Source organism: Halotalea alkalilenta DSM 17697 (assembly GCF_000621205.1).
Taxonomy (GTDB): Bacteria; Pseudomonadota; Gammaproteobacteria; order Pseudomonadales; family Halomonadaceae; genus Halotalea; species Halotalea alkalilenta.
Window position 1 is genome coordinate 22,200 of the sequence record NZ_JHYY01000036.1, and the last position, 21,901, is coordinate 44,100.

Below are 21,901 nucleotides of genomic sequence, written 5' to 3' on the forward strand. Positions count from 1 at the left end.
GGAGTCAAGGCATGAGCGCCATCGCGAGTCGTGGCCTGACACTGGGCTATCAGCGCCAGACGATCATCGAGGGGCTGGACATCGAGCTGCCCTATGGCGAGGTCTCGGTGCTGATCGGCGGTAACGGCTGCGGCAAGAGCACCTTGCTCAAGTCCTTCGCCCGGCTGCTCAAGCCGGTGCAGGGTGTGGTGCTGCTGAATGGCGCGGACATCCAGCAAAAGCCCACCGCGGTAGTGGCGCGCGAGCTTGCGATCCTGCCGCAGATGCCGGTCGCGCCGGAGGGAATCAGCGTCCGGCAGCTGGTGAGCCTGGGGCGTTATCCCTACCAGAACTGGATGCAGCAGTGGTCGAGCGAGGACGAAGCGATGGTCGCTCGGGCGCTGGCGCGTACAGGTCTGGAGGCGCTGGCCGAGCGCCCGGTGGATTCGCTTTCCGGCGGTCAGCGCCAGCGTGCATGGATCGCCATGACCCTGGCGCAGGACACCGGGATCGTGCTGCTCGACGAGCCGACCACCTTCCTTGACCTTGCCTACCAGATCGAAGTGCTGGACCTGCTGCGCGAGCTCAACCGGGGCGAGGGCAAGACCATCATCATGGTGCTGCACGATCTCAACCTGGCCTGTCGCTACGCGGACCACATGGTCGCCGTCCACCAGCGCACCGTCTTCGCCCAGGGACGCCCTGATGACATCCTCACCGAGGCGCTGGTCAAGACCGTGTTCGATCTCGACTGCCGGGTGATCCCCGATCCGTTCTTCGGCACCCCCCTGTGCATCCCGTTCGGGCGGGAGGCACCGCCGTGAATGCGGCGTTCACCGCCGAGGAGTGGGCGGTGCTGAGCGGCACGCTGCGGCTGAAGGCCGCCAGCGAGCGGGACCGCGCGCGCTCGCTGGAGGCGCGTTCGCTGTTGCGTGAAGAGAGCTGCACGCAAGTGCTGGACCGCCTGGCGCCGATCATCGGCTCGCCCTCGCGTCGGATCACCGCTTCGCTTTTGGCCAAGCGGATCTCCTTTCTCGCCACCGGCGCCTGCCTCTATGCGATGTCGGTCTTCGACAAGGGGCTGACCCTGTCGCTGGACAACGCGATCATCGAATACGGCCATGACGCGGGACGCTGGACCTCATCCATGCCGCTCGAGCGACTGCGGGCCTCCCGTTACCCCGAGGGCCAGCGGGACGCCTGGCGCGAGGAGATCGCCGGCACGCTGTTCGCCGGGCTGCTGCAGCCGCTGTGGCAGACGTTCTACGGGGTCACCGGCCTGCCGCGGCGGATCCTCTGGGAGAACACTGCGGTGCGGGTCTACTCGCTTTACGAAAAGCGGATGGCAAATCTTGACGACGAGGCGACCCGAGCGCGCTGCGCTACGGACTTCGACTGGTTGCTGAGACAAGCGCCTGCCGCCATGTTCGGCCTCGACTACAACCCGCTGGGCCATTTCCGTAGGCCACCGACGCCGCTCGACGACGGCCGGCGAAGCATTCGATTTCGCCGGACCTGCTGCTTCTATTACCAGGCCACCGAGCCTGCGCAATACTGTTCTACCTGCCCGCTGCTGCGGCCGAGGAAAAAACGATGAGCTATCGCATCGCGCCACGTCGCCAAGGGATGGGCGAGGAGTCGATCCGCCGCTACCAGGGGATCGGCTCGTCGACCATCGGCCACCTCAACAGCCAAGGCTACCTGCGCGGTATCGAGGCGCTGTTCGATGACCTGCACATGGTCGGCAACGTGGTGACGGCCAAGGTCTTTCCCCCCGACGGCAGCGTACTGCGCGAGGCGCTGCTATCGAGCCGGCCGGGAGATGTGCTGGTGATCGAGTGCGTCGGTGACGACTACGCATGCTGGGGGGAGCTGCGCACCATGGCTGGGCTGATCAAAGGCCTCGCAGGGGTGGTGGTGGCGGGTCCGGTCACCGACGCGCGCGCCCTGCGCCGGCTGCGATTGCCGGTGTTCTGCCAGGGCGTGAGTGCGGTGACCACGCGCAAGATCGGGCTGAGCGGGGAGGTCAACGGCGCGATAGAAATCGCCGGTGTGGATGTGGCACCTGGGGACCTCGCCGTCGGCGACGATGACGGCGTGTTCATCCTCGGCCCGAGCCTTGCCGAGGCGCTTTTGCCCGAACTGCTGGCGAAGGAAGCGCAGGACCAGGCATCCCGGGCGAAATTCGCCTCGAGGCTCGCCGAGCGCGACGGCCCCGGGGCGAAGCGCTAGCTCATACCCATTGATGAATCCGGTGCTGCGTTCCATCGAAGAAACGCTCGAGCCGGAACGGCGTCGGGTCGACCGAGGGCACCTCGCCCGCGATCATCTCGGCGGCGAGAAAGCCGGCTCCCGGGCCGATGGCGAATCCGTGGCCGCTGAAGCCGCTGGCGAGATAGCAGCCGGGCACGCCATCCACTGGCGAGATCACCGGGACCATGTCCGGCGTCGCATCGATCAACCCGCCCCAGCTCTCGGCCACGCGGGTGTGGGCCATGCTCGGATAGGCCGCATGGAAGGCTGCGAGCCCGGCTTCGATGAGCTTCGGATCGGGGCTCGGATCGTAGATGCGGTGGCGCTCGAACGGTGATGGACGATCGAGCTGCCAGCTACTCCAGGCGCCGGGACCGCTCAGGAACGACTTGCCGATGCGGATGGTGAGCTCGCCCCGGCGACGGATGAACAGTGGGGCGAAGTGGCGCGCCTGGCGCAAGCCCATCGGGGTCAGCTCTATCCGTCCGCGCCCACGCAGGCCAATGGTGTATCCGCCATCGATGCGGCGACGATAGGAGAACTTCGGGCTGCCGACGCCACCCGGGTGGATTTGCGCCGCGGCCGTGGTGCGAAAGGCGGTGGCATACACCCCCGATTGCGGAAAGTCGATGCCGTGGCGGCGCAATAGCATCGTCGACCAAGCGCCTGCCGCGCACAGCACGGCCTGGGTGCGGATTTCACCGCGCTCGGTGACCACGTGGGATATCCGTCCCGCGGAGGTTTCCCACCCGCGCACCGCGCATTGCTGGTGGATCGTCACCCCCTGTCGTTGAGCGCTGCGCGCGATCGCGGGGGCCGCGATCGCAGGCTCCGCCCAACCGTCGACCGGCGAGTGGATCGCGCCGATCCAGCGCTCGCTGGTGGCGGGCAGCGCGGCATGTGTCTCGGACGCTGAGAGCAGGCCGCCCTCCATGCCGTACGCCTTGGTGCTCCGCAGCCAACCCTCCCAGCGTGCCACTTCGCTGGGATCCTTGGTCACTACCATCATGCCGGTTTGGCGAAAGCCGCTGTCCTCGCCGATCGCGTCGCTCATGTTGCGCCACAGCGCCATGCTTTTCATCGCCAGCGGCACTTCCGGCAGTGAACGCAGCTGTTCACGGCACCAGCCCCAGTTACGGCTGGATTGCTCCCCCGCGATCACGCCTTTCTCCAGCACCGCGACCGACAGGCCGCGCTTTCTCAGCGCAAGTGCCGCGCAGACGCCGACGATCCCACCGCCGACGATGACCACATCGGCTCGAGCGGGCAGGGCGTCGTTCGAATGGAGAGCTTCAACGCGAGGAGACATGGATGGCATTCCTTGGCGATGGTGACGGGCGAAGGGGGGGAGTGTCAGTGGACTTGGGCGCAGGGCGTGGGGCGCCCGGGGAGAGCTCCGCGTCCTCCGCGGCCATGGCGGTCTTCTTGCGGCGCGCGTTGCGGCGGTCCTCCCGTCGCTTGATGAGCTCGTAGGCAAGCGCGGCGACGAGGGTGAGCATCACGATGATGGTGGCGAGTGCGCTGATCACCGGCGAAGAGCCCAGCCGCACCCGGCCGGCGAGGACCGTGGTCAGCGTCTTGTCCGCCAGGATCGAGAAGGTGGTGGTGTTGTAGTTCTCGAACGAGGTCAGGAACGCAAGCACCGCCGCGGATAGGATCGCTGGGCGCAGGAAGGGCAGCAGGATGTGCCGGAAGGCCTGCGGAAAGCTCGCGCCGAGATCGAGCGCGGCCTCTTCCTGGGCCGATTCGAAGCGCTGCAGACGCGCCATGATGATCAGCATGCAGTAGGAGGAAATGAAGCTCGACTGGCCCAGTACGGTCAGTACGATGCCGTCGTACATCAGCTCCCGCAGGCCGGCCAGGCCGCTGAAGTCACGCCAGAACACGACGGTGCTGATCCCGATCACGATCCCTGGGGTGAGCACCGGCGCCACCACCACGAAGTAGTAGAACGAGCGGGCCGAGCGGAAGATCTGGGTCATGCAGATGGCGCCCGCCAGGCCCACCGGCACTGACACCAGCACCACGAAGATGCCGATGATCACGCTGGTTTTCAGGCCTTCCAGTATTTCGGCATCGCTGGCGAGCCTTTGGAACCACTCGAGGGTCAAGCCCTCGATCGGCCACACCTGCGGATAGGCGGGGGTATTGAACGCGGACACCACCATCACCGCCAAAGGGCCCAGCAGGAAGGTGAAGAAGGAGACCATGTAGACGGCGACGATGAAGCGATTGAGCATGGCTGATTTCATCGCGTGATTTCCCCCAGTTTGAGGCCCGAGATCTTGAGCACGGTGAGCACGAACACGATGCAGGCCAGCAGCAGGATGAAGGCGTAGGCGGCGCCCTGGGGCCAGTCGAAGAGCTGGTAGAAGCGGTCGTAGACGATCGGGGTGAACCATAGAGAGCGAGGTCCACCGAGCACCATCGGCGTCGCCACCGCACCAGCGGTGAGCATGAAGCACAGGGTCATGCCCGAGGCGATGCCGGGCTTGGCATGGGGCATGACCACGAAGAGATGGATGTGCCACCAGGGCGCGCCGAGATCTCGGGCGGCTTCTATCTGATTGTGATCCTGGCTCTCGATCGCGTTGTAGAGCGGGAAGATCATGATCAGCAGATGCGAGTAGCACAGGGCCATGTAGAGCCCTACGTTCGCACCGAGGAAGTCGAACGGAGCGCCCGCCAGGCCCATCCAGTCGAGCACGCCGTTCACGAAGCCGTTTTCCGATAGCAGGATGCGAAAAGCGAAGGCGCGCAGGATGTCGTTGACCCAGTAGGGAATGATCAACAGCAGCAATACGATGCGCAGTTTCTTCAGCGTGGCCGCCTGGGCCATGTAGTAGGCGATCGGGTAGCAGATCGCGAAGTTCACCAGGGTCAGGATGATGCTGGCCACGATGGTGACGAAGAAGGCGCGGATATGGACGGTGTTCCATGCTTCAGCGCTGGTCGAGCTGCCGAAGAGAAAGTACCGGTAGTTCTTGAGCGTGTACTCGTCGAGCGGTCCGCCCACCTGCGAAGGAGGCAGCTTCGGCCGGAACGAGAGATCGACCATGAAGACCATCGGCATGATGATGGTGACGATGGTCCAGAAGCCGACGGCGAGGATCAGGTAGGTGCCGATCAAGACGCCGTTGCGCTCGAAGAAAGACATCCCGCGCCCGCCTTTCTTGCGCTCGAGCATCATCAGCAGCAGGAATATCGCGACCACGATCAGCGTGGCGGCGAAGGTGATCGAGAGCCCTTTCATCGCATCGTCTCCTCAGCCGGCCAGTACGACGGCGTGGTGGGGGTCGAAACCCGCGCTCAAGGGCTGGCCGACCTGCGGATGAGCGGATGCGTGCGCGGCGATGACCGAGGCCATGATCCGGGTGCCGGCGGCCGCGTCGAGCTGCAGATGGGTCATCGAGCCCTCATAGGCTGCACTGCCGACCCGAGTCGGAATCGCGCACTCGCTCGGCGTGCCATCGCTCAGGCGCAGCAGCTCCGGGCGAATGAACAGCGTCGCTTCCCCGCCTGCGCCGAGCCGGGTGGGATTGCGCCCGCTCAACACGCCCACTGGGGTATCGAGCGTCGCGAGCTCGCCCTCGGTCGCAAGGATGGTGCCGGGGATGGCGTTGTTCTCACCGACGAAGGAGGCGACGAAGGAGGTTTTGGGCTGGGCATAGATGCTGCGTCCATCGCCGACCTGCTCGATGCGTCCTGCGTTCATCACCGCGACACGGTCGGACATGGTCAAGGCTTCGCCCTGGTCGTGGGTGATGTAGATGAACGTGATACCGACGCGCTGCTGGATTTCCCGGAGCTCGCGTCTCATGTGCTGGCGCAGCTTGAGATCCAGCGCCGAGAGCGGCTCGTCGAGCAGCAGCACCTTGGGCTCCACTGCCAGCGCCCGGGCGATCGCCACACGCTGCTTCTGACCACCCGACAGCTCGTTGATCTTCTTGTCGGCGTGCGGCGACAGCGCCACCTGGTCGAGCAGCCTGGCGACCTTGGCATCGCGCACGCCGCGTGCCACGCCGCGCACGCGCAGGCCGTAGCCGACGTTTTCGGCCACCGACATCATCGGAAACAGCGCCAGATTCTGGAAAATGAGCGCAGTGGGGCGCTTGTTGGGACCGATCCCGGCCATATCGACCCCGCCGATGCGAACCTTTCCATAGCTCGGGTGAGTGAAACCGGAAATCGTGCGCAGGAGGGTGGTCTTGCCGCAGCCGGAAGGGCCTAGGAAGCTGAAGAACTCTCCCTCCTGAATCTCGAGATCGGTTTCTTCGACCGCGGTGAAGCTCCCGAACTGGATGCTGACTTTTTCCAACTCGACTGCAATAGTCATGGCGTATCCCTTTATGCAAAAGGCATATCGATAACTCGAGAATGATCAGGTGCGTCGGAGAGGCTCCGCGCGAGCTCAATCGAGAGGGCGATTCTTCGCCTTCAAGCTACCTTGAATTTCTCCGCGTATTCATTTCTAGCCGAAATGAACCAAGCGGGGCTCGATGGATAGCGCCAGAGTCTTTCCAACGCATTCGCAGGATAGGATTGGGAGAACAGCGCCCTGTCGGCCTCGGGAACGTAGGCCTCGGCACCCTTGATGCTTGAGTTGTAGCTGGAGCCGGTGGCGATTTTTCCTGCGACTTCGGGTTGGGTGATGTAGTCGAGGAAGGCATAGATCTGTTCGATGTTTCTCGCCGCGCTGGTCAATGAGAAGCCATCGATCCACGCCAGCGCGCCTTCCTGAGGGGCAATGAATTTTACTGGCTGGTTGGATTTGGCCAGGTCCAACGCCGGACCGTCCCAGGTCTGGCCAATCACGCAGCCGTTTTCGATATAGCCGGATTTGGCGTTGTCGCTCGAATCCCAGAACTGCTTGATCTGCGATTTGTGCGCTACGGCGTAGGCCAGCAGCTCGTCGTAGATCTTGCGCATCGTCGCTTCGTCTTTGTAGCTGTCGAGCATTCGATTGGTCGGAAGCTTCCCGGTCGCATCGAGCCACAGCCCAAGTCCCAGCAGACCGGAGACCGGGCGCATCTGGACCTGGCGATCGAAGCGTGGATCCCAGAGCAGTCCGTAGCTGGCCTCTTCGTAACTGAGCTCCAGTTTGTCGCTGCGCCAGGACAGCCCTTCGGAGCCCCACAAATGGGGGAGGTGATGAAGCTCGCCTTCCCAGGTCCAGAGATTGCTGGAGGCCTCCAGCATGGCAGGCAGGAAAGCCTCCATGTTCAGGCGATTGGTATCGAAAGGCGCCAGCAGCTCGAGGAACTGGAACTCCGGTGCGCGATTGAACGAGGGCATGACCAGGTCGAAACCTTCGCCGAAGGTCGCCTGCAATTTATTGATCAGCTCTTCGTTCGACGAGAACGGCGTTCTGTTGACCCGGATGCCGGTCGCCGCGGTGAAATCCGCCATCACATCGTCGGGTAGTTCCCCCGACCAGCACATGATGTTGAGCTCGCCCGAAGAGGAAAAGGCATTCCTCACATAGAAAGGCGCGGCGGCCAGAACGGTGCCGGCGGCGGCCGTCTTGAGCAGGGTTCGACGGGTGAATCCCGCTGCGCGGTTGGAGACTGGAGAGATTGCCTCGCCAGGATTGTCGTCCTGCGCGCGGATGTCACATTGCAATTCGAGTTCGTCAGTACAGGCCACGATTATTCTCCTTGTTAAGTGGTGCTGCGTATCTCGTGCCATGCGTCTTGGTCTTTTGCCTTTTTTGCCTTCGCCCTCTGAAGTCTCATCGCTTAGCGATGCGCGACCTCTTCATGCTGCGGCTTGATTCCTCGTTGAGTCGGTATCGACCAGCGGTAGCTGGTTCGATTTGTTCCATTGTGCGAAATGCAATATCATTGAGTAGAATGATCTACGACCAAATACGAAACGTCAAGCGACGAGCGCGGGTAAAGTGCCGCTTTTTCCCGTTCTCGCTGAGGAGTGAACGAGATGGCTGGAGAAACCCCTAGGTTGAAGACGAAAGGGGTCGAGGCGGTGGACAAAGCACTGCGGATCCTGTCGCTTTTCGACAGCCGCACGTCGATTCTTTCCCTGCACGAGATCAGCGGTCGCAGCGGGCTGGTGAAGAGTTCGGCGCTGCGCCTTCTGGTCTCGCTGCGCGATGCCGGGTTCGTTGCGATGATGCCCGACAAGCGCTACACCGTGGGCGCCGAGGCGTTTCGCATCAGCTGTGCCTATCGGCAGAACCTCGGCCTCGAGGAGTTGATCCGCCCGGCGCTGAGGCAGCTGGTATCGGCGACCGGGGAAAGCGGCTCCTTTTTCCGGCGCGAAGGGCACCGGCGTATCTGCCTGTTTCGCGAAGACACCGACCAGCTGCTGCGCGAGCACGTGGCCGAGGGCGACGCGGTGGAGGTCAATAAGGGCGCGGCGGGCCACGTCTTCGAGGAGTTCGAGAACGAGGACGGCGACCGGCCCGCCGACACCGATCGCCTGCTGGCGCTGCCGATCGTTTCCCTGGGGGAGCGGGGGCCTGGGATCGCGGGTATCTCCGCGCCGGTCTTCGCATTGGACCAGGGGCTGATCGGTGCCCTGGCGCTGTCGGGGCCGCGCACCCGCTTCACCGAGGCGCGAATCGAGCAGATGAAGCCCTTGGTGGTGCAGAGTGCACGGGAGGTGAGCAAGGCGCTGCGCTCCCCGTTCTATGACCTGCTCGATGGCTGAAACGATCCGGATCCGACCAACGCCATGCCGCTCGATCCCTCGACTGGCGCCCTTCATTGCCAAGCCGATACTCGGCCTTGGCGCGTATGGGCGCCGCTCGGCACGAACGGGCTTGTTGGCCCGTTCGTGCCCCTCGATGCGCTTCGCTCATCCATGTTTCAGATGTCGGGATGGAAGAACTGGATCAAGGCGTTCTGGCTGCGCCGTTCAGCGGTCCTCTGCCCAAGCTCTCGGAGATCGCGCTCGCCGCGTCGAGAACCAGCTGGGTATAGGCCTTGCGGATCTTCGGCGTCAGCCGCTCCAGCGGGCCCGATATGCCGATCGCCGCGCAGGCGGTCTGCGTGGCGTTGAATACCGGGGCGGCGACGCCGCCGACGCCCTGGTTCCATTCGCCCCGGTTGGTGCTGAAGCCCTGCCGACGGATGCGCGCCAGCTCGGCCTTAAGCTGCTCCAGGGTCAGCAGGGTCTTGTCGGTATGGGGCTTGAACTGGATGCCGAGAGATTCGACTTCCGCATCCGGCAGGGTCGAAAGCAGCGCCTTACCGGTAGCGGTGCAGTAGGCCGGTGCGCGTCCGCCGATCCGGGTGAAGGTGCCGATCGGATGCGCGCAGTTGACCTTGTCGACGTAGATCACGTCGGTGCCTTCGCGCACCGACAGATGCACGGTCTCCTGGGTCAGCCTGTTCAGCTCCAGCAAGTGAGGGCGGGCGATGGGCTTGATGTCGGTACGGTTCCATACCTGGGTGCCCAGCTGCCACATCTTGAAGGTGCAGGCATAGCGGAGGCTATCTTCGTCCTGGTAGGCGAAGCCGCAGTGGATCAGCGCCTGCAGCAGGCGGTGCACATTGCTCTTGGTCAGCCCCAGCTCGTTGGCGAGTTCGGTGATCCCGCGCGGCTCGTCGTGATTGGCCAGCGTCTCGAGCAGGGCAAGACCTTTCAGGAAAACCTTGTCCATGAACCTTGCATCCCAGTTGTCTTGAGCATGGGCATCGAGCGTTCGTCCAGGCTATCGAGCCGCGCAGGCTATTGGGGTTCGGTGAAGTTTTCAATCCCTCGCGGTGGAAGATGCGCGCTGAGCTCAGGCGTTGGCGCGAGGAATGCCTCGATCTGCACCAGGCAGCTCTGCGCGCTGCAGCCTTGGGAGAAGGCGGACGCCGGCAGGTCGATGGTGAGTACGTTGGGATTGCCGTGCTTCTCGAGCGACCCCTCGGCCGACCAGGTGGTCGGGTCGAACCAGGCGCCGGTGGAGAGCTTGGCCACGCCGCGGCGGATCGCATCCGTCACCACCGCGCCGGCGAGACAGCTGCCGCGATCGTTGAATACCCGCACCAGGCTGGCGTCGACGATACCGCGCTCGGCGGCATCGTCCGGATGGAGCCAGATGGGCTCGCGCCCGCTGATCTTGCTATCGAGGCTGTTGGGGCTGTGGTCGAGCTGGCTGTGCAGGCGGGTCGCCGGTTGGTCGGTGATCAGATGCAGCGGATAGCGTTCGGCCACCGGGCTGCCGAGATACTCCTCGGGCGGCAGCCAGCAGGGATGGCCGGGGCAGTCGGCATAGCCGTATCCGGCGATGCGCTGGCTGAAGATCTCGATCCTGCCGGAGGGGGTCTCGAGCGCGTTTGCCCGAGGGTCGTCACGGAACCCGGCGAGCATGACCACAGGCTCCCCGGTCTGGGGGAGCTCGATGATCCCGGTGTCCCAGAAGGTATCGAAGTCGGGCAGTTCGATGTCGTCGTCGACGAGCTGCCGGCGCCAGTTTTCATAAAGGTGCCTGAGCCATTGATCGGCGCTCCGGCCCTCGCAAAAAGCGTCCGCGACTCCCAGGCGCTCGGCCAGGGCGCTGAAGATCGCGTAGTCATCGCGCGCTTCGCCGAACACCGGCTGGGCTCGCTTCATCGCGGCGATGCAGGGTTCGCGGGTGGCATGGAAGATGTCGTTGCGCTCCATCGGAGAGGTCGCCGGGAAGATGATGTCGGCGGCCTTGGCCAGCGGCGTCCAGTAGATCTCGTTGACGATGATGGTCTCCGGCTTCTGCCAGGCACGCATCAGGCGGTTGAGATCCTGGTGATGGTGAAAAGGATTGCCGCCGGCCCAGTAGATCAGCCGGATGTCGGGATAACGGTGGTCTTCACCCCGGTAGGAGAAGCTCCCGCCAGGGTGCAGCAGCATGTCGGCGATACGCGCCACCGGGATGAAGCCACCGACCGGGTTGTGGCCCTGGGCGAGTGTCGGCCCCTTGATCCTGCGGTGCGGGCTGCCCATCAGGTTCTCAGCGCCGTAGCAGACGCCGAAGCCACCCCCGGGCAGGCCGATCTGGCCGATCATCGAGGCCAGTGCGATCAGCGCCCAGAACGGCTGCTCGCCGTGGTGCGCGCGCTGCAGCGACCAAGCCATGTTGATCATGCTGCGGGTGGCGTAGAGATCCCGAGCGAGCTGGCGGATATCCCCGGCTGGCAGGCCAGTGATCGTTGCGGCCCAGTCGGCGGTCTTGGCCTCACCGTCGCGGGTACCGTCGAGATAGTCACGGAACACCTCGAAGCCGACGCAGTAGCGCTCGAGGAAATCGCGATCGTAGAGCTCCTCGGCCAGCAGCGTATGGCACATGCCGAGAATCAGCGCGGTGTCGGTATTCGGCCTGATCGGCCACCACTCGAAATCGGCGCCGGTGTCGAGATCGCTGCGTACCGGGCTGACGTTGACGAAACGTACGCCTGCCTCCGCCATGGCGCGCAGGCCGCCCGGGATCCGATGAGCGGAAGTTCCACCGGCGCTGATCTGGGCGTTCTTCGCCGGTACTCCGCCGAAGGTCAGAAACAGCCTGGTGTGGGCCGCCATGGTCGCCCAGTCGGTGTGCTCGGACATCAGCCGGTCCATCGGCGCCACCAGATAGGGCATCAACGCCCTCGCCGCACCGAGGCTGTAGGAGTCCATGTGACGCACGTAGCCGCCAATGGTGTTGAGGAAGCGATGGACCTGGCTCTGCGCATGGTGGAAGCGCCCGGCGCTGGACCAGCCGTAGGAGCCTCCGAAGATCGCCTCGTTGCCGAAGGTCTCACGCACCCGGTCGAGCTCGGAGGCGGCCAGATCCAGTGCCTCGTCCCATTCCACTTCGACGAAAGCGTCCTGGCCGCGGAAGCCATCGTCGCGGCCGCCGCGCTTGGCCTCGAGCCAGCCCCGGCGGATCGCTGGCCTGCGGATACGCGCGCGGGACAAGGTAGGGTCGGCTGCGTGAAGGCCGATGGGAGAGGGGGCAGGATCGCGGTGGAAAGGGCGCACCCTCAACCCATCGGTCATGGCGTTTTCCACCTCGTACAGACCCCAGTGAAACGCCATGTAGCTTGTGGACGACATGATCCTGCCCCTTTTTATTTGAAACCTGGTTCCACGTTATCCAGCGATGAAGTCCAAGACAAGAGGGCAGGGGAAAAACAAGATGCGCCAAAATCGTGCTAACACTGCGTTTTTTGCACATTAATCGGGCGTCGATTGAATTGGAGAAAAGTAGCCTGGAAGTGCTTGACGCCTTACTTCGCCATCTCTTAATTTGAAAACACGTTTCTATATTTGGAACACATTGATCCGCTTCGAATGACTCGAAGCGGCCGCCGATGAAGAGGAAATCTCCGTCATGCCCAGTGACTCGACCTCTGCCGATCTCCTTCCACGCTATGGCCTGTTCATCGACGGTGAGGAGCGCCCGTCACTGGATGATGCTTGGTTCAGCTCGGACAACCCCTTCGATGGCAAGCCGTGGGCAAGAGTCGCGCGCGGCGGCGCGGCGGATGTCGAGCTTGCCGTGCAGGCCGCGCATCGTGCCCACAGCGAGGGCGCCTGGCCTGCGATGAGCGCCACCGAGCGGGGACGGTGCCTAATGCGTCTGGCCGACCTGATCGTCGAGCACGCGGCGCGAATCGCCGAGATCGAGATGCGCGACAACGGCAAGCTGGCCACCGAGGTGACCGGCCAGGTGCGCTATACCGCCGAGTACTACCGCTACTACGGCGGCCTGGCGGACAAGGTGGAGAGCTCGGTCATCCCCACCGACAAGAAAGGGGTGTTCGCCTACACCCGATACGAGTCCAAGGGAGTGGTTGCAATCATCACGCCATGGAACTCGCCGCTGTCGCTCACCACCTGGAAATTGGCCCCTGCGCTGGCTGCTGGCTGCACGGTGGTGATCAAGCCTTCCGAGTTCACCTCGGCGTCGATGATCGAGTTCGCCAAGCTGTTCGAGCTGGCGGGGTTCCCAAAAGGGGTCGTCAACGTCGTCTGTGGCTTCGGTGAGGAGGTCGGTGAGCCGCTGGTGACCCATCCGCTGGTCTCGCACATCGGTTTCACCGGCGGTGACGCCGCGGGGCGGCGGATCTACGAGTTGGCGGCGAAACAGCTGAAGACCGTTACCCTCGAGTTGGGCGGCAAGTCGCCGAACATCGTGTTCGACGACGCCGACCTCGATCAGGCGGTCAAGGGCGTGGTGTCGGGCATCTTCGCGGCCTCCGGGCAGACCTGCCTGGCCGGTTCGCGCCTTTTGGTGCAGCGCTCGATCCATGACCAACTGGTCGAGCGTCTGGTGGCGTTCGTCGCCGATGCGGTGCTGGGCGATCCGACCCAGGAGGGCACCCAGGTCGGCCCGATCGCCACGCCCGGTCAGTTCCGCAAGATCCTCGACTACATCGAGATCGCCAAGGCGGAGGGCGCGGTCTGCGCGCTGGGCGGCAGGTCCCGCCCGGAGCTGGGCGCCGGGCGCTTCGTCGAGCCGACCATCTTCACCCACGTGCGCAACGACATGCGTATCGCCCAGGAGGAGGTCTTCGGCCCGGTGCTGGTGGTGATGCCGTTCGAGGATGCCGACGACGCCCTGCGCATCGCCAACGACACCGCCTATGGCCTGGCGGCCGGGGTCTGGACCCGGGACCTGCACCGTACGCTGTACATGGTCGAGCGGCTGAAGGCCGGCACCGTGTGGGTCAACAACTATCGCGCCACCAGTTTCACCTCGCCTTTCGGCGGCTACAAAGGCTCCGGCGTCGGGCGCGAGTCGGGCATCCAGGCCATCCATGAGTTCGTGGAAACCAAGTGCGTATGGATCTCGAGCGACCTGCAGGTCGCCAATCCCTTCGTGCGCCGCTGAGCAGGTGTCCCGGGCATGTACAGAGTCACTTTCGATATCGGCGGGACCTTCACGGACTTCGTCCTGGAGCATGCCGACACCGGGGAGCGGCGCTTCGCCAAGGTGCTGTCCACCCACCATGAGCCCTCCAAGGCGGTGCTGCAGGGGATCAGGACCCTGCTGGACGAGGCCGGTATCGAGGCGGGCCAGGTCGAGGCCGTGCTGCACGCGACCACCGTCGCCACCAATGCGATCATCGAGCGCAAGGGCAGCCGCACGGCGTTGCTGACCACGCGAGGGTTTCGCGATGTGCTGCTGCTCGGCCGGCAGAAGCGCTACGAGACCTTCGACCTGCATCTCGACAAGCCGAAGCCCTTGATCGCGCGCCGCGACATCCATGAAGTGAGCGAGCGGGTGCTGTTCGACGGCAGCGTCGAGCAGCCGCTCGACATCGCCGAGCTCGACACGCTGCTGGAGGCGCTGCAGGCGGCGGGTTATCTCTCCGTCGCCGTCTGTCTGCTGCACGCCTACGTCAATCCCGTTCACGAGCGAGCGATCGCGCGCCGGATCGCCGAGCGTGGATCGAAGATGTCGGTGACGCTCTCCTCGGTCATCTCACCGCGTATCCGCGAGTACGAGCGTACCAGCACCACCGTGGCGGATGCCTACATCAAGCCGATCGTGCGGCGCTACGTGGACGAGCTTGGCGCCAAGCTGCGCGATGCCGGGATCGCGGCGCCACTGGCGATCATTCAGTCGAATGGGGGACTGATCACCCCGCAGCTGGCGATCGACAAGCCGATCAACATCGTCGAGTCCGGGCCGGCGGCGGGTGTGCTGATGTGCGCGGCGATCGGCAAGCAGGAGGACGCCGACCATGTGCTGTCTTTCGACATGGGCGGCACCACCGCCAAGCTCGGTGCGATCGAGCGTGGCGAACCGGCGATTCTCTCCACCTTCGAGGTGGATCAGCTGCGCTACAAGCCCGGCAGCGGACTGCCGCTGAACATCTCCGCCATCGAGCTGCTGGAGATAGGCGCCGGCGGCGGCAGCATCGCCCATCTCGACATGGGCCTGCTCAAGATCGGGCCCGAGAGCGCGGGTTCCAGCCCAGGCCCGATCTGCTATGGCAACGGCGGCGAGCTGCCGACGGTGACCGACGCCAACCTGACCCTGGGCTATCTCGACCCGGGCTTTTTCAACGGTGGCGCCATGGCGCTGCAGGATCAGCGGGCGGCCGAGGGCATTCGCCGGCACATCGCTAAGCCTTTGGGCGTGGGCGTCGAGCAGGCGGCCTGGGGCATCCATACCCTGGCCAATGCGAACATGGAACGGGCGACCCGCATCGTATCGGTCGAGCGCGGCCGTGACCCACGCCAGTACACCATGGTCGCCTTCGGCGGTGCCGGCCCGCTGCATGCGGTGCGCCTGGCGATGGCGGTGGGCATCCCGCGGGTGATCGTACCGGTCGGCGCGGGCGTTGGTTCGGCGATCGGCCTGCTGGTGGCCGAGCCACGTCTCGACTATTCGATCAGCAAGCCGCTGATCCTGGCCGACGGCGTCCGGGAGGCGGTCGCGGCGCTGCTGGAGAACCTGCGCGCTCAGGCGGTGGACGATATCCGCAAGCTGGCGCGCGCGGATCTGGAGCATCGCTACTTCGTCAATGCCCGCTACCTCGGCCAGGGCTCCGAACTGCGGGTGGCGGTAGCGATCTCGGCCGATAGCGCGGCGGATCTGGCCGCCACCCGGCGCAACTTCGCCGCGGCCTACCGGCGGACCTACGGCTACGACGAGGGCGATGCGCCGGTCGAGGCTACCGACTGGCACCTGACGGTGACCCGAGACGGCCGCACGGCCGCGCGCGCGCAGGCACAGCTTCGCACCGAAAGCATCGTGCACGGCCGCAGGGCCTACTTTCCCGAATCCGGCGGCTACATCGACACCCCGGTGTTCAGGCGCTCGGCGCTGCGTACCGGTCAGCGCGTGGAGGGGCCGGCGATCATTGAGGAGGCCGAATCCACCACCGTGCTGCCGCCTGGCACCACGGCTGCGCTGTCGACCGCCGGCAACCTGGTCATCGAGATCCTGGGAGGGGCGGGCGATGGCGCATAGCGCACTCGATCCGATCGCGCTGTCGCTGCTCTGGGGCAGCTTCGTCTCGGTCACCGATGAAATGGGCAGTACCTTACGCAAGACCGCGTTCTCGCAGGCGGTGCGCGAGGCCGACGACTTCTCCACCGGCATCTTCGATCGCCAAGGCCGCCTGATCGCGCAGGGCAACTTCACCCCTGGACACCTCGGTGCGATGCCTTACGTGGTACGTACGGTGATCGACTACTACCCGTTGGAAACCTTCAAGCCCGGCGACGGCGTGCTGCTCAACGACTCGGCGATGGGCTCCGGCCACTTTCCGGACTTCTTTTTGGTCTCCCCGGTGTTCTTCGAGGGTGAGTTGGTCGGTTTCGTCTGCAACATCGCGCACCAGATCGACGTCGGCGGCGCCGCCCCGGGTTCGCAGAAGGTCATCGGCGTCACCGAGGCCTATCAGGAGGGCATTCGCATCCTTCCGGTCAAGGTGATCGTCGAGGGCGAGTTCGACCAGCAGATCATGCGCCTCATCTGCGCCAACGTGCGGATGCCCGAGCATGTCCGCGGTGATCTGAGCGCGCAGCGCAATGCCAACCACTTAGGCGTTCTGCGGGTGCAGGCGATATTCGACAAGTTCGGCGTCGAGGGCGTCGCCGCCGGCATCGAGGAGATCTTCGATCGGTCCGAGGCCAAGATGCGCGCCTTGATTCGCGAGATCCCCAATGGGGTCTACAGCTTCGAGGACTGCCTCGATAGCTACGAGATCGGCGGCGAGCCCATCCGCGTGGCGGTCGACGTGACCATCATCGATGACGAGGTGGTGGTGGATTTCTCCCGCAGCAGCGACCAGGTGCCAGCGGCGATCAACGCCTATCAGAACTTTACCCGCGCGCACGCGATGTTCGCGGTGCGGGCCTTCACCGATCCGTTCATGCCGCAAAACGACGGCTCGATACGCCCCGTCGCGGTCATCGGCCGCCAGGGCTCGTTCTTCAACCCGGTGTTCCCGGCGCCCAGCGGCGGGCGCGCGGCGATTCAGGTGCGCATTTTCGAAGTCATCAACGGCGCGCTGGCGCCGCTGCTGAAGGACAAGGCGATGGGCGGCTTCTCGCACTGGAGCAACCCGATCATCGGCGGCATCGACGAGCGTACTGGCCACGCCTTCATCTACTACGACCTGGTGTTCGCCGGCTTCGGCGCCAGAGCCTACGCCGACGGTGTCGAAGGGCTCGCCCCGGTGATCAACTGCGCGAACATCCCCGTCGAGGTCCATGAAACCTACAACCCGATCAAGATCAACCGCCTGGAGCTGATCCAGGATTCCGGCGGCGCGGGCAAGTTCCGCGGCGGCTGCGGGCTGCGCAAGGACATCGAGATCCGTACCGCCGAGGTCCAGCTTTCGCTGCTGGGCGATCGCCACGCTCGCGCACCCTACGGCCTGTTCGGCGCCGAGTCCGGCGCTCTGGCCGCCTCGATTCTCAATCCGGATGGCGAGGCGATCGCGCTGCATTCCAAGCAGACCTGCACCTTGAAGCGCGGCGACGTGCTCAGCCTTCGCCTCGCCGGCGGCGGCGGCTACGGCCCGGTCACCGAGCGCGACCCGGCGGCGGTGCGTCGTGACGTCAGCGACGGTTTCGTCAGTCCCGAAGCGGCACTGCGCCGCTACGGCATTCGTATCGACAGTTGAATCAACAGGAGCAGCAGATGAGCAACGCAGAGTGGGTCGCCCGCAAGAACGCCGCCACACCCCGTGGCGTCGGGGTCAGGTGCGAGTTCTACGTAGCGCGCGCGGAAAACGCCGAGATCTGGGATATCGAAGGCAACCGCTACATCGATTTCGTCAGCGGTGTGTCGGTGAACAACGTCGGACATCGCCACCCGAAAGTCGTCGCCGCGATCAAGGCGCAGCTGGACCAGGTGATCCACTGCGGTTTCCAGGTCACCCCCTACGCATCCTACGTCGAGCTGGCCGAGAAGTTGAACAGGCTCACCCCTGGTGACTATCCCAAGAAGACCACCTTTTTCTCCTCTGGTGCGGAGGCGGTGGAGAACGCGGTGAAGATCGCCCGCGCCAGCACCGGCCGGCGCGCGATCGTCGCCTTCTCTGGCGGCTTTCACGGCCGCACCATGATGGGTATCGCCCTGACCGGCAAGGCGCAGCCGTATCGTACCGGCTTCGGTCCGTTTCCGACCGAGGTCTATCACGTCGCCTATCCGAACGCGCTGCACGGCATCAGTACCGAAGACGCGCTGGGTGAGCTGCAGCGCCTGTTCAAGACCGAAGTGGATGCAAGCCAGGTGGCGGCGATCATCTTCGAGCCGGTGCAGGGTGAGGGCGGCTTCGTTCCGGCGCCGCTGGAGTTCGTCCAGGGGCTGCGCGCGCTGTGCGACCAGCACGGCATCGTGCTGATCGCCGACGAGATCCAGACCGGCTTCGGCCGTACCGGCAAGCTGTTCGCGATGGAGCACTACGGCGTCGCGCCGGACCTGATGACCATGGCCAAGAGCATCGCCGGTGGGGTGCCGCTCTCGGCGGTCTGCGGCAGGGCCGAGATCATGGATGGCCCGGGCCCCGGCGGCCTCGGCGGCACCTTCGCCGGCAATCCGCTGGCGATCGCCGCCGCTCATGCCGTGCTCGAGGTGATCGAGGAGGAGGGCCTGGTCGAGCGCGCCAACCTGATCGGCAGCAGGCTCGTCGCTGCGCTGGAGGCGCTGCGCGACGTGCTGCCCAACATCGCCGAAGTGCGCGGCAAGGGCAGCATGATTGCGATGGAGTTGCTCGACGATGCCGGCCAGCCGGCCCCGGCCATGGCCCAGTCGATCCAGGCCGCGGCGTTGAGAAACGGTGTGCTGACGCTGGTCTGTGGCTTCTATGGCAACGTGATTCGCTTCCTTCATCCGTTGACCATGCCGCTGGACGTATTGGATGAGGGAATGGAGAAGTTTTCCGCTGCCGTTCGTGAGCACGCGAAAAGCAGCGGCGATGCCCTGGCTCGCTGACAGATTCGTGCGTGGCGGCCGCTGGCCGTCGATGCTGCTGCGCGCGCTGTCGGTTGGTGCGCTGGGCGGGATGCTGTTCGATGCGCTGAACCTGCCGTTGGCCTGGATGCTCGGCCCGCTGCTGGCGAACCTGCTGCTGGCCGTCGGCGGCGGAGACGTCGCGGTGCCGGACCGCCTGCGGGAGTACTTCCTGGGGGTGCTTGGCCTGCTGCTGGGCGGCCAAGTGACTCCCCAGCTTACCGGCCGGATGCTCGATTGGCCGGTATCGGCGGCGGCGCTGCTGGTGGGCGTCGGGGTGTCGACCCTGGTGGGTGCCTGGTGGTACCGACGCTGCGGCTTCGACAAGGTCAGTGCCTGGTTCTCCTCCGCGCCCGGAGCGATGACCGCGATGATCATGATGGGCGACAAGGCCGGCGGGGATCCGCCGAGGATCGCGGTGGCGCAGTCGCTGCGCGCGCTGATCATCGTCTTGGTGCTGCCACCGTTCTTCGTCCAGTACGCCAGCGCACCGGCCGGGGTGGTGGCCACGGCCGAGGGGGTGGAGGGCCTCTGGCTGCTGGCGGCACTGCCGGCGTTCATCGCGCTGGGAAGATGGCTGTGCCTGCCCAACCCGGCGCTGCTCGCCTCGATGCTGATCGCGGCCGGACTGGGCGCCGCCGACCTGGCCCGGCTGCACCTGCCGTACTGGGGAGTCGAGGTGATGCTCTGGGTGCTCGGCAGCGCGATCGGCGCCCGGTTTTCCGGGGTGAAACTGGCCCAGCTGCTGCGCTACGCCCTCCAGACCCTGGTGGCGACGGCGTTGACGCTTTCGGTACTGGCCAGCTTCGCCTACCTGATCCACCGGCTGCTGGGCGTTCCGCTGCACATCGCGATTCTTGCCTTCGCGCCGGGAGGTATCGGCGAGATGGCGATCCTGGCGATGACGCTGAACATCGATCCGGTGTTCGTCACCTTCCACCATCTGCTGAGACTGATCTCGCTGATGCTGGTCGCACCGCTCTGGCTGTATTGGCTGCGGCGCAGCGGGATTCACAAGGCGGCCAGCGTGAAGGAGAAGCTGTGAGCCGATCGGCTCACTCGCCAACGGCAGTCGTTTTCCAATCGAGCCGGTTGATCAATTCGTGGCTTACCCAACAATAACTAGGAGCATTCGTCGATGATCATCCAAGGATCGCGCTTAACCATCGCAGGGCTGGCGCTGGCCTGCGCTTTCTCCGCCCAGGCCGCCGAGACCATCACCGCCGCGGCCGACGTCGGCTATCCACCTTTCGCTTCGGTCGGCGCGTCAGGCGAGTTCGAGGGCATGGACGTGGATGTAGCCAAGGCGCTGAGCCGGCAGATGGGCACCGAGATCAAGATCATCGACCAGGCCTGGTCGACCACCTACGCGGGGTTGAACGCCGGCAAGTTCGACATGGTGCTGTCCGCCGCGATGATCACCGAGGAGCGGGCGCAGAGCATGCTCTTCGTCGAACCCTATGGCGACGCGACCTATCAGTTCGTGCAGCGCGCATCCGACGACAAGATCGCCTCGCCCGAGGACCTGAGGGACAAAGTGGTGGCGGTCAATCGCGGCAACCTGTTCGACAGGTGGCTGACCGAGCGGCAGGACCAGTATGGATGGAGCATCAATCGCTACGACAAGAACAGCGACGCCATCCAGGCGGTGGTCAGCGGCCAGGCGGATGCGGCGCTGGTATACAGCGCTTCGGCCGGGGACGCGGCGAAGAAGGCGCCGATGCTGATGGTGTCCGGTTTCGTCATCGACAACGGCGAGGTCTACGGCTATTCGGTCCGCCGCGACGATGTTGAACTGCGCAACGAGTTGGACGAGGCGCTGGAGTGCATCAAGCGAAGCGGAGAGCTTGCGGATATCTACCGTAAGTGGACCGGGCTCGAACCCCTCGAAGGCGGCGCTGTGATGACCGTGTACCCCGGCTACGGCGCACCGGGATACCCGAACTACGACCCCACCGAACATACCCCGAACTGCCGCTGAGCGCTCTTTTTCCAGCCACGAGAGTGCCGCCATGACTACCGCGACCATCACCGACAAACCCATCCTGGAAGTCGTCGGGCTGAGTAAATCCTTCGGTCAGCTCGAGATCCTCAGCGGGATCGACCTGAGGGTGATGCCGCAGGAGCTGATCTTCCTGATCGGGCCTTCCGGCTCGGGCAAGAGTACCTTGCTGCGCTGCTGCAACCGGCTGGAGGAGGCGACCTCGGGCGACATCCTGTTCGAGGGCGTCAACATCGGCTCGCCGAAGGTCAACGTCAACCTGCTGCGCACCAAGATCGGCATGGTGTTCCAGTCCTTCAACCTGTATCCGCACATGACGGCGCTGGAGAACGTGATGCTGGCGCTGCGCAAGGTAGCGGGAAAGGGCAAGGCGGAAGCACGTGAGATCGGCCTGGCGATGCTGGCGCGGGTCGGGCTGGCGGAGCGCTGCGAGCATTATCCCGGGCAGCTGTCCGGAGGGCAGCAGCAGCGGGTGGCGATCGCCCGTGCGCTGGCGCTCGAACCCAAGGTGGTGCTGTTCGACGAGCCGACCAGTGCGCTGGACCCCGAACTGGTGGGCGGCGTGCTCAACACCATGCGTGAGCTGCGTGAGTCGGGCATGACCATGGTGGTGGTCAGCCACGAGATGCGCTTCGCCCGCGAAGCGGCCGATCGGGTGATCTTCATGGCCGATGGCCGCATCGTCGAGCAGGACACCGCCGAGGAGATCTTCGCGCGGCCCAGGCACCCGCGGCTGCGCGAGTTCCTCTCCCAGATCAATCGCTGAGTCCATTGTCCAGGAG

At 64.9% G+C, this 21,901-nt stretch carries 18 protein-coding genes; 11 read left to right on the forward strand and 7 right to left on the reverse strand.

From position 1 onward, the window contains the following. The first annotated feature begins 11 nt into the window (after nt 1–11). Genes Q376_RS0107325 through Q376_RS0107335 form a run of 3 tightly spaced genes read left to right on the forward strand, consistent with a single transcriptional unit; the run spans nt 12 to nt 2,211 of the window. Complete coding sequence (locus tag Q376_RS0107325) at nt 12–803, forward strand: ABC transporter ATP-binding protein (RefSeq protein WP_027349775.1); 792 nt, start codon at nt 12–14, stop codon at nt 801–803. Further along, a complete protein-coding gene (locus tag Q376_RS0107330; protein WP_027349776.1) occupies nt 800–1,576 on the forward strand; it encodes an IucA/IucC family C-terminal-domain containing protein in 777 nt (258 codons plus the stop codon). Before Q376_RS0107325 ends, Q376_RS0107330 begins: the two co-directional genes overlap by 4 nt. Continuing rightward, nucleotides 1,573–2,211 carry an RraA family protein gene (locus Q376_RS0107335; RefSeq protein ID WP_027349777.1) on the forward strand — a complete coding sequence of 213 codons (639 nt, stop codon included), beginning with the start codon at nt 1,573–1,575 and terminating at the stop codon, nt 2,209–2,211. Before Q376_RS0107330 ends, Q376_RS0107335 begins: the two co-directional genes overlap by 4 nt. Before the next feature lies 1 nt (nt 2,212). Here Q376_RS0107335 and Q376_RS0107340 read toward each other — a convergent pair whose 3' ends face one another. The 5 genes from Q376_RS0107340 to Q376_RS0107360 form a co-directional block, all read right to left on the reverse strand. Further along, a complete protein-coding gene (locus Q376_RS0107340; protein WP_027349778.1) occupies nt 2,213–3,541 on the reverse strand; it encodes an NAD(P)/FAD-dependent oxidoreductase in 1,329 nt (442 codons plus the stop codon). Then, the gene (locus Q376_RS21740; RefSeq protein ID WP_081803442.1) at nt 3,525–4,484 is read right to left on the reverse strand and encodes an ABC transporter permease; all 960 of its coding nucleotides are present in this window, start codon (nt 4,482–4,484) and stop codon (nt 3,525–3,527) included. The genes Q376_RS0107340 and Q376_RS21740 overlap by 17 nt, the downstream gene beginning before the upstream one ends. Then, the gene (locus tag Q376_RS0107350; RefSeq protein ID WP_081803443.1) at nt 4,481–5,485 is read right to left on the reverse strand and encodes an ABC transporter permease; all 1,005 of its coding nucleotides are present in this window, start codon (nt 5,483–5,485) and stop codon (nt 4,481–4,483) included. The genes Q376_RS21740 and Q376_RS0107350 overlap by 4 nt, the downstream gene beginning before the upstream one ends. 12 nt (nt 5,486–5,497) lie before the next feature. Beyond that, nucleotides 5,498–6,568: an ABC transporter ATP-binding protein gene (locus Q376_RS0107355; protein WP_027349780.1), complete on the reverse strand. Its 1,071-nt coding sequence runs from the start codon at nt 6,566–6,568 to the stop codon at nt 5,498–5,500. Between the two features lie 101 nt (nt 6,569–6,669). After that, nucleotides 6,670–7,878 (reverse strand): extracellular solute-binding protein, encoded by a 1,209-nt coding sequence (locus Q376_RS0107360; RefSeq protein ID WP_162177892.1) that lies wholly within the window; start codon nt 7,876–7,878, stop codon nt 6,670–6,672. A gap of 291 nt (nt 7,879–8,169) precedes the next feature. On the opposite strand from Q376_RS0107360, the gene Q376_RS0107365 reads away from it, so the two are divergent. After that, nucleotides 8,170–8,901: an IclR family transcriptional regulator gene (locus Q376_RS0107365; protein ID WP_027349782.1), complete on the forward strand. Its 732-nt coding sequence runs from the start codon at nt 8,170–8,172 to the stop codon at nt 8,899–8,901. Nucleotides 8,902–9,085: 184 nt separating this feature from the next. On the opposite strand, the gene Q376_RS0107370 is transcribed toward Q376_RS0107365, so the two are convergent. Together Q376_RS0107370 and Q376_RS0107375 are read right to left on the reverse strand one after the other, a co-directional pair. Continuing rightward, nucleotides 9,086–9,856, reverse strand: a complete 771-nt coding sequence (locus Q376_RS0107370) for an IclR family transcriptional regulator (protein ID WP_027349783.1) — start codon at nt 9,854–9,856, stop codon at nt 9,086–9,088. Nucleotides 9,857–9,924: 68 nt separating this feature from the next. Beyond that, on the reverse strand, nt 9,925–12,195 hold the full coding sequence (locus Q376_RS0107375) for a molybdopterin-dependent oxidoreductase (RefSeq protein WP_211266618.1): 2,271 nt from the start codon (nt 12,193–12,195) through the stop codon (nt 9,925–9,927). 334 nt (nt 12,196–12,529) lie between these two features. On the opposite strand from Q376_RS0107375, the gene Q376_RS0107380 reads away from it, so the two are divergent. The 7 genes from Q376_RS0107380 (at nt 12,530) to Q376_RS0107410 (ending at nt 21,885) form a co-directional block, all read left to right on the forward strand. Beyond that, nucleotides 12,530–14,032 carry an aldehyde dehydrogenase gene (locus Q376_RS0107380; RefSeq protein WP_027349785.1) on the forward strand — a complete coding sequence of 501 codons (1,503 nt, stop codon included), beginning with the start codon at nt 12,530–12,532 and terminating at the stop codon, nt 14,030–14,032. A gap of 15 nt (nt 14,033–14,047) precedes the next feature. Next, nucleotides 14,048–16,123: a hydantoinase/oxoprolinase family protein gene (locus tag Q376_RS0107385; RefSeq protein WP_027349786.1), complete on the forward strand. Its 2,076-nt coding sequence runs from the start codon at nt 14,048–14,050 to the stop codon at nt 16,121–16,123. Further along, entirely contained in the window at nt 16,113–17,786 is a 1,674-nt protein-coding gene (locus Q376_RS0107390; protein ID WP_027349787.1) for a hydantoinase B/oxoprolinase family protein, read from the forward strand. Before Q376_RS0107385 ends, Q376_RS0107390 begins: the two co-directional genes overlap by 11 nt. Nucleotides 17,787–17,803: 17 nt before the next feature. After that, nucleotides 17,804–19,099: a 4-aminobutyrate--2-oxoglutarate transaminase gene (gene gabT, locus Q376_RS21745; protein ID WP_052365043.1), complete on the forward strand. Its 1,296-nt coding sequence runs from the start codon at nt 17,804–17,806 to the stop codon at nt 19,097–19,099. After that, nucleotides 19,083–20,162: an AbrB family transcriptional regulator gene (locus tag Q376_RS21750; protein WP_052365044.1), complete on the forward strand. Its 1,080-nt coding sequence runs from the start codon at nt 19,083–19,085 to the stop codon at nt 20,160–20,162. Before gabT ends, Q376_RS21750 begins: the two co-directional genes overlap by 17 nt. 93 nt (nt 20,163–20,255) lie before the next feature. Continuing rightward, on the forward strand, nt 20,256–21,098 hold the full coding sequence (locus Q376_RS21755) for a substrate-binding periplasmic protein (protein WP_052365045.1): 843 nt from the start codon (nt 20,256–20,258) through the stop codon (nt 21,096–21,098). A 31-nt stretch (nt 21,099–21,129) separates the two neighbouring features. After that, a complete protein-coding gene (locus tag Q376_RS0107410) occupies nt 21,130–21,885 on the forward strand; it encodes an amino acid ABC transporter ATP-binding protein (RefSeq protein WP_245598917.1) in 756 nt (251 codons plus the stop codon). Nucleotides 21,886–21,901 lie beyond the last annotated feature (16 nt).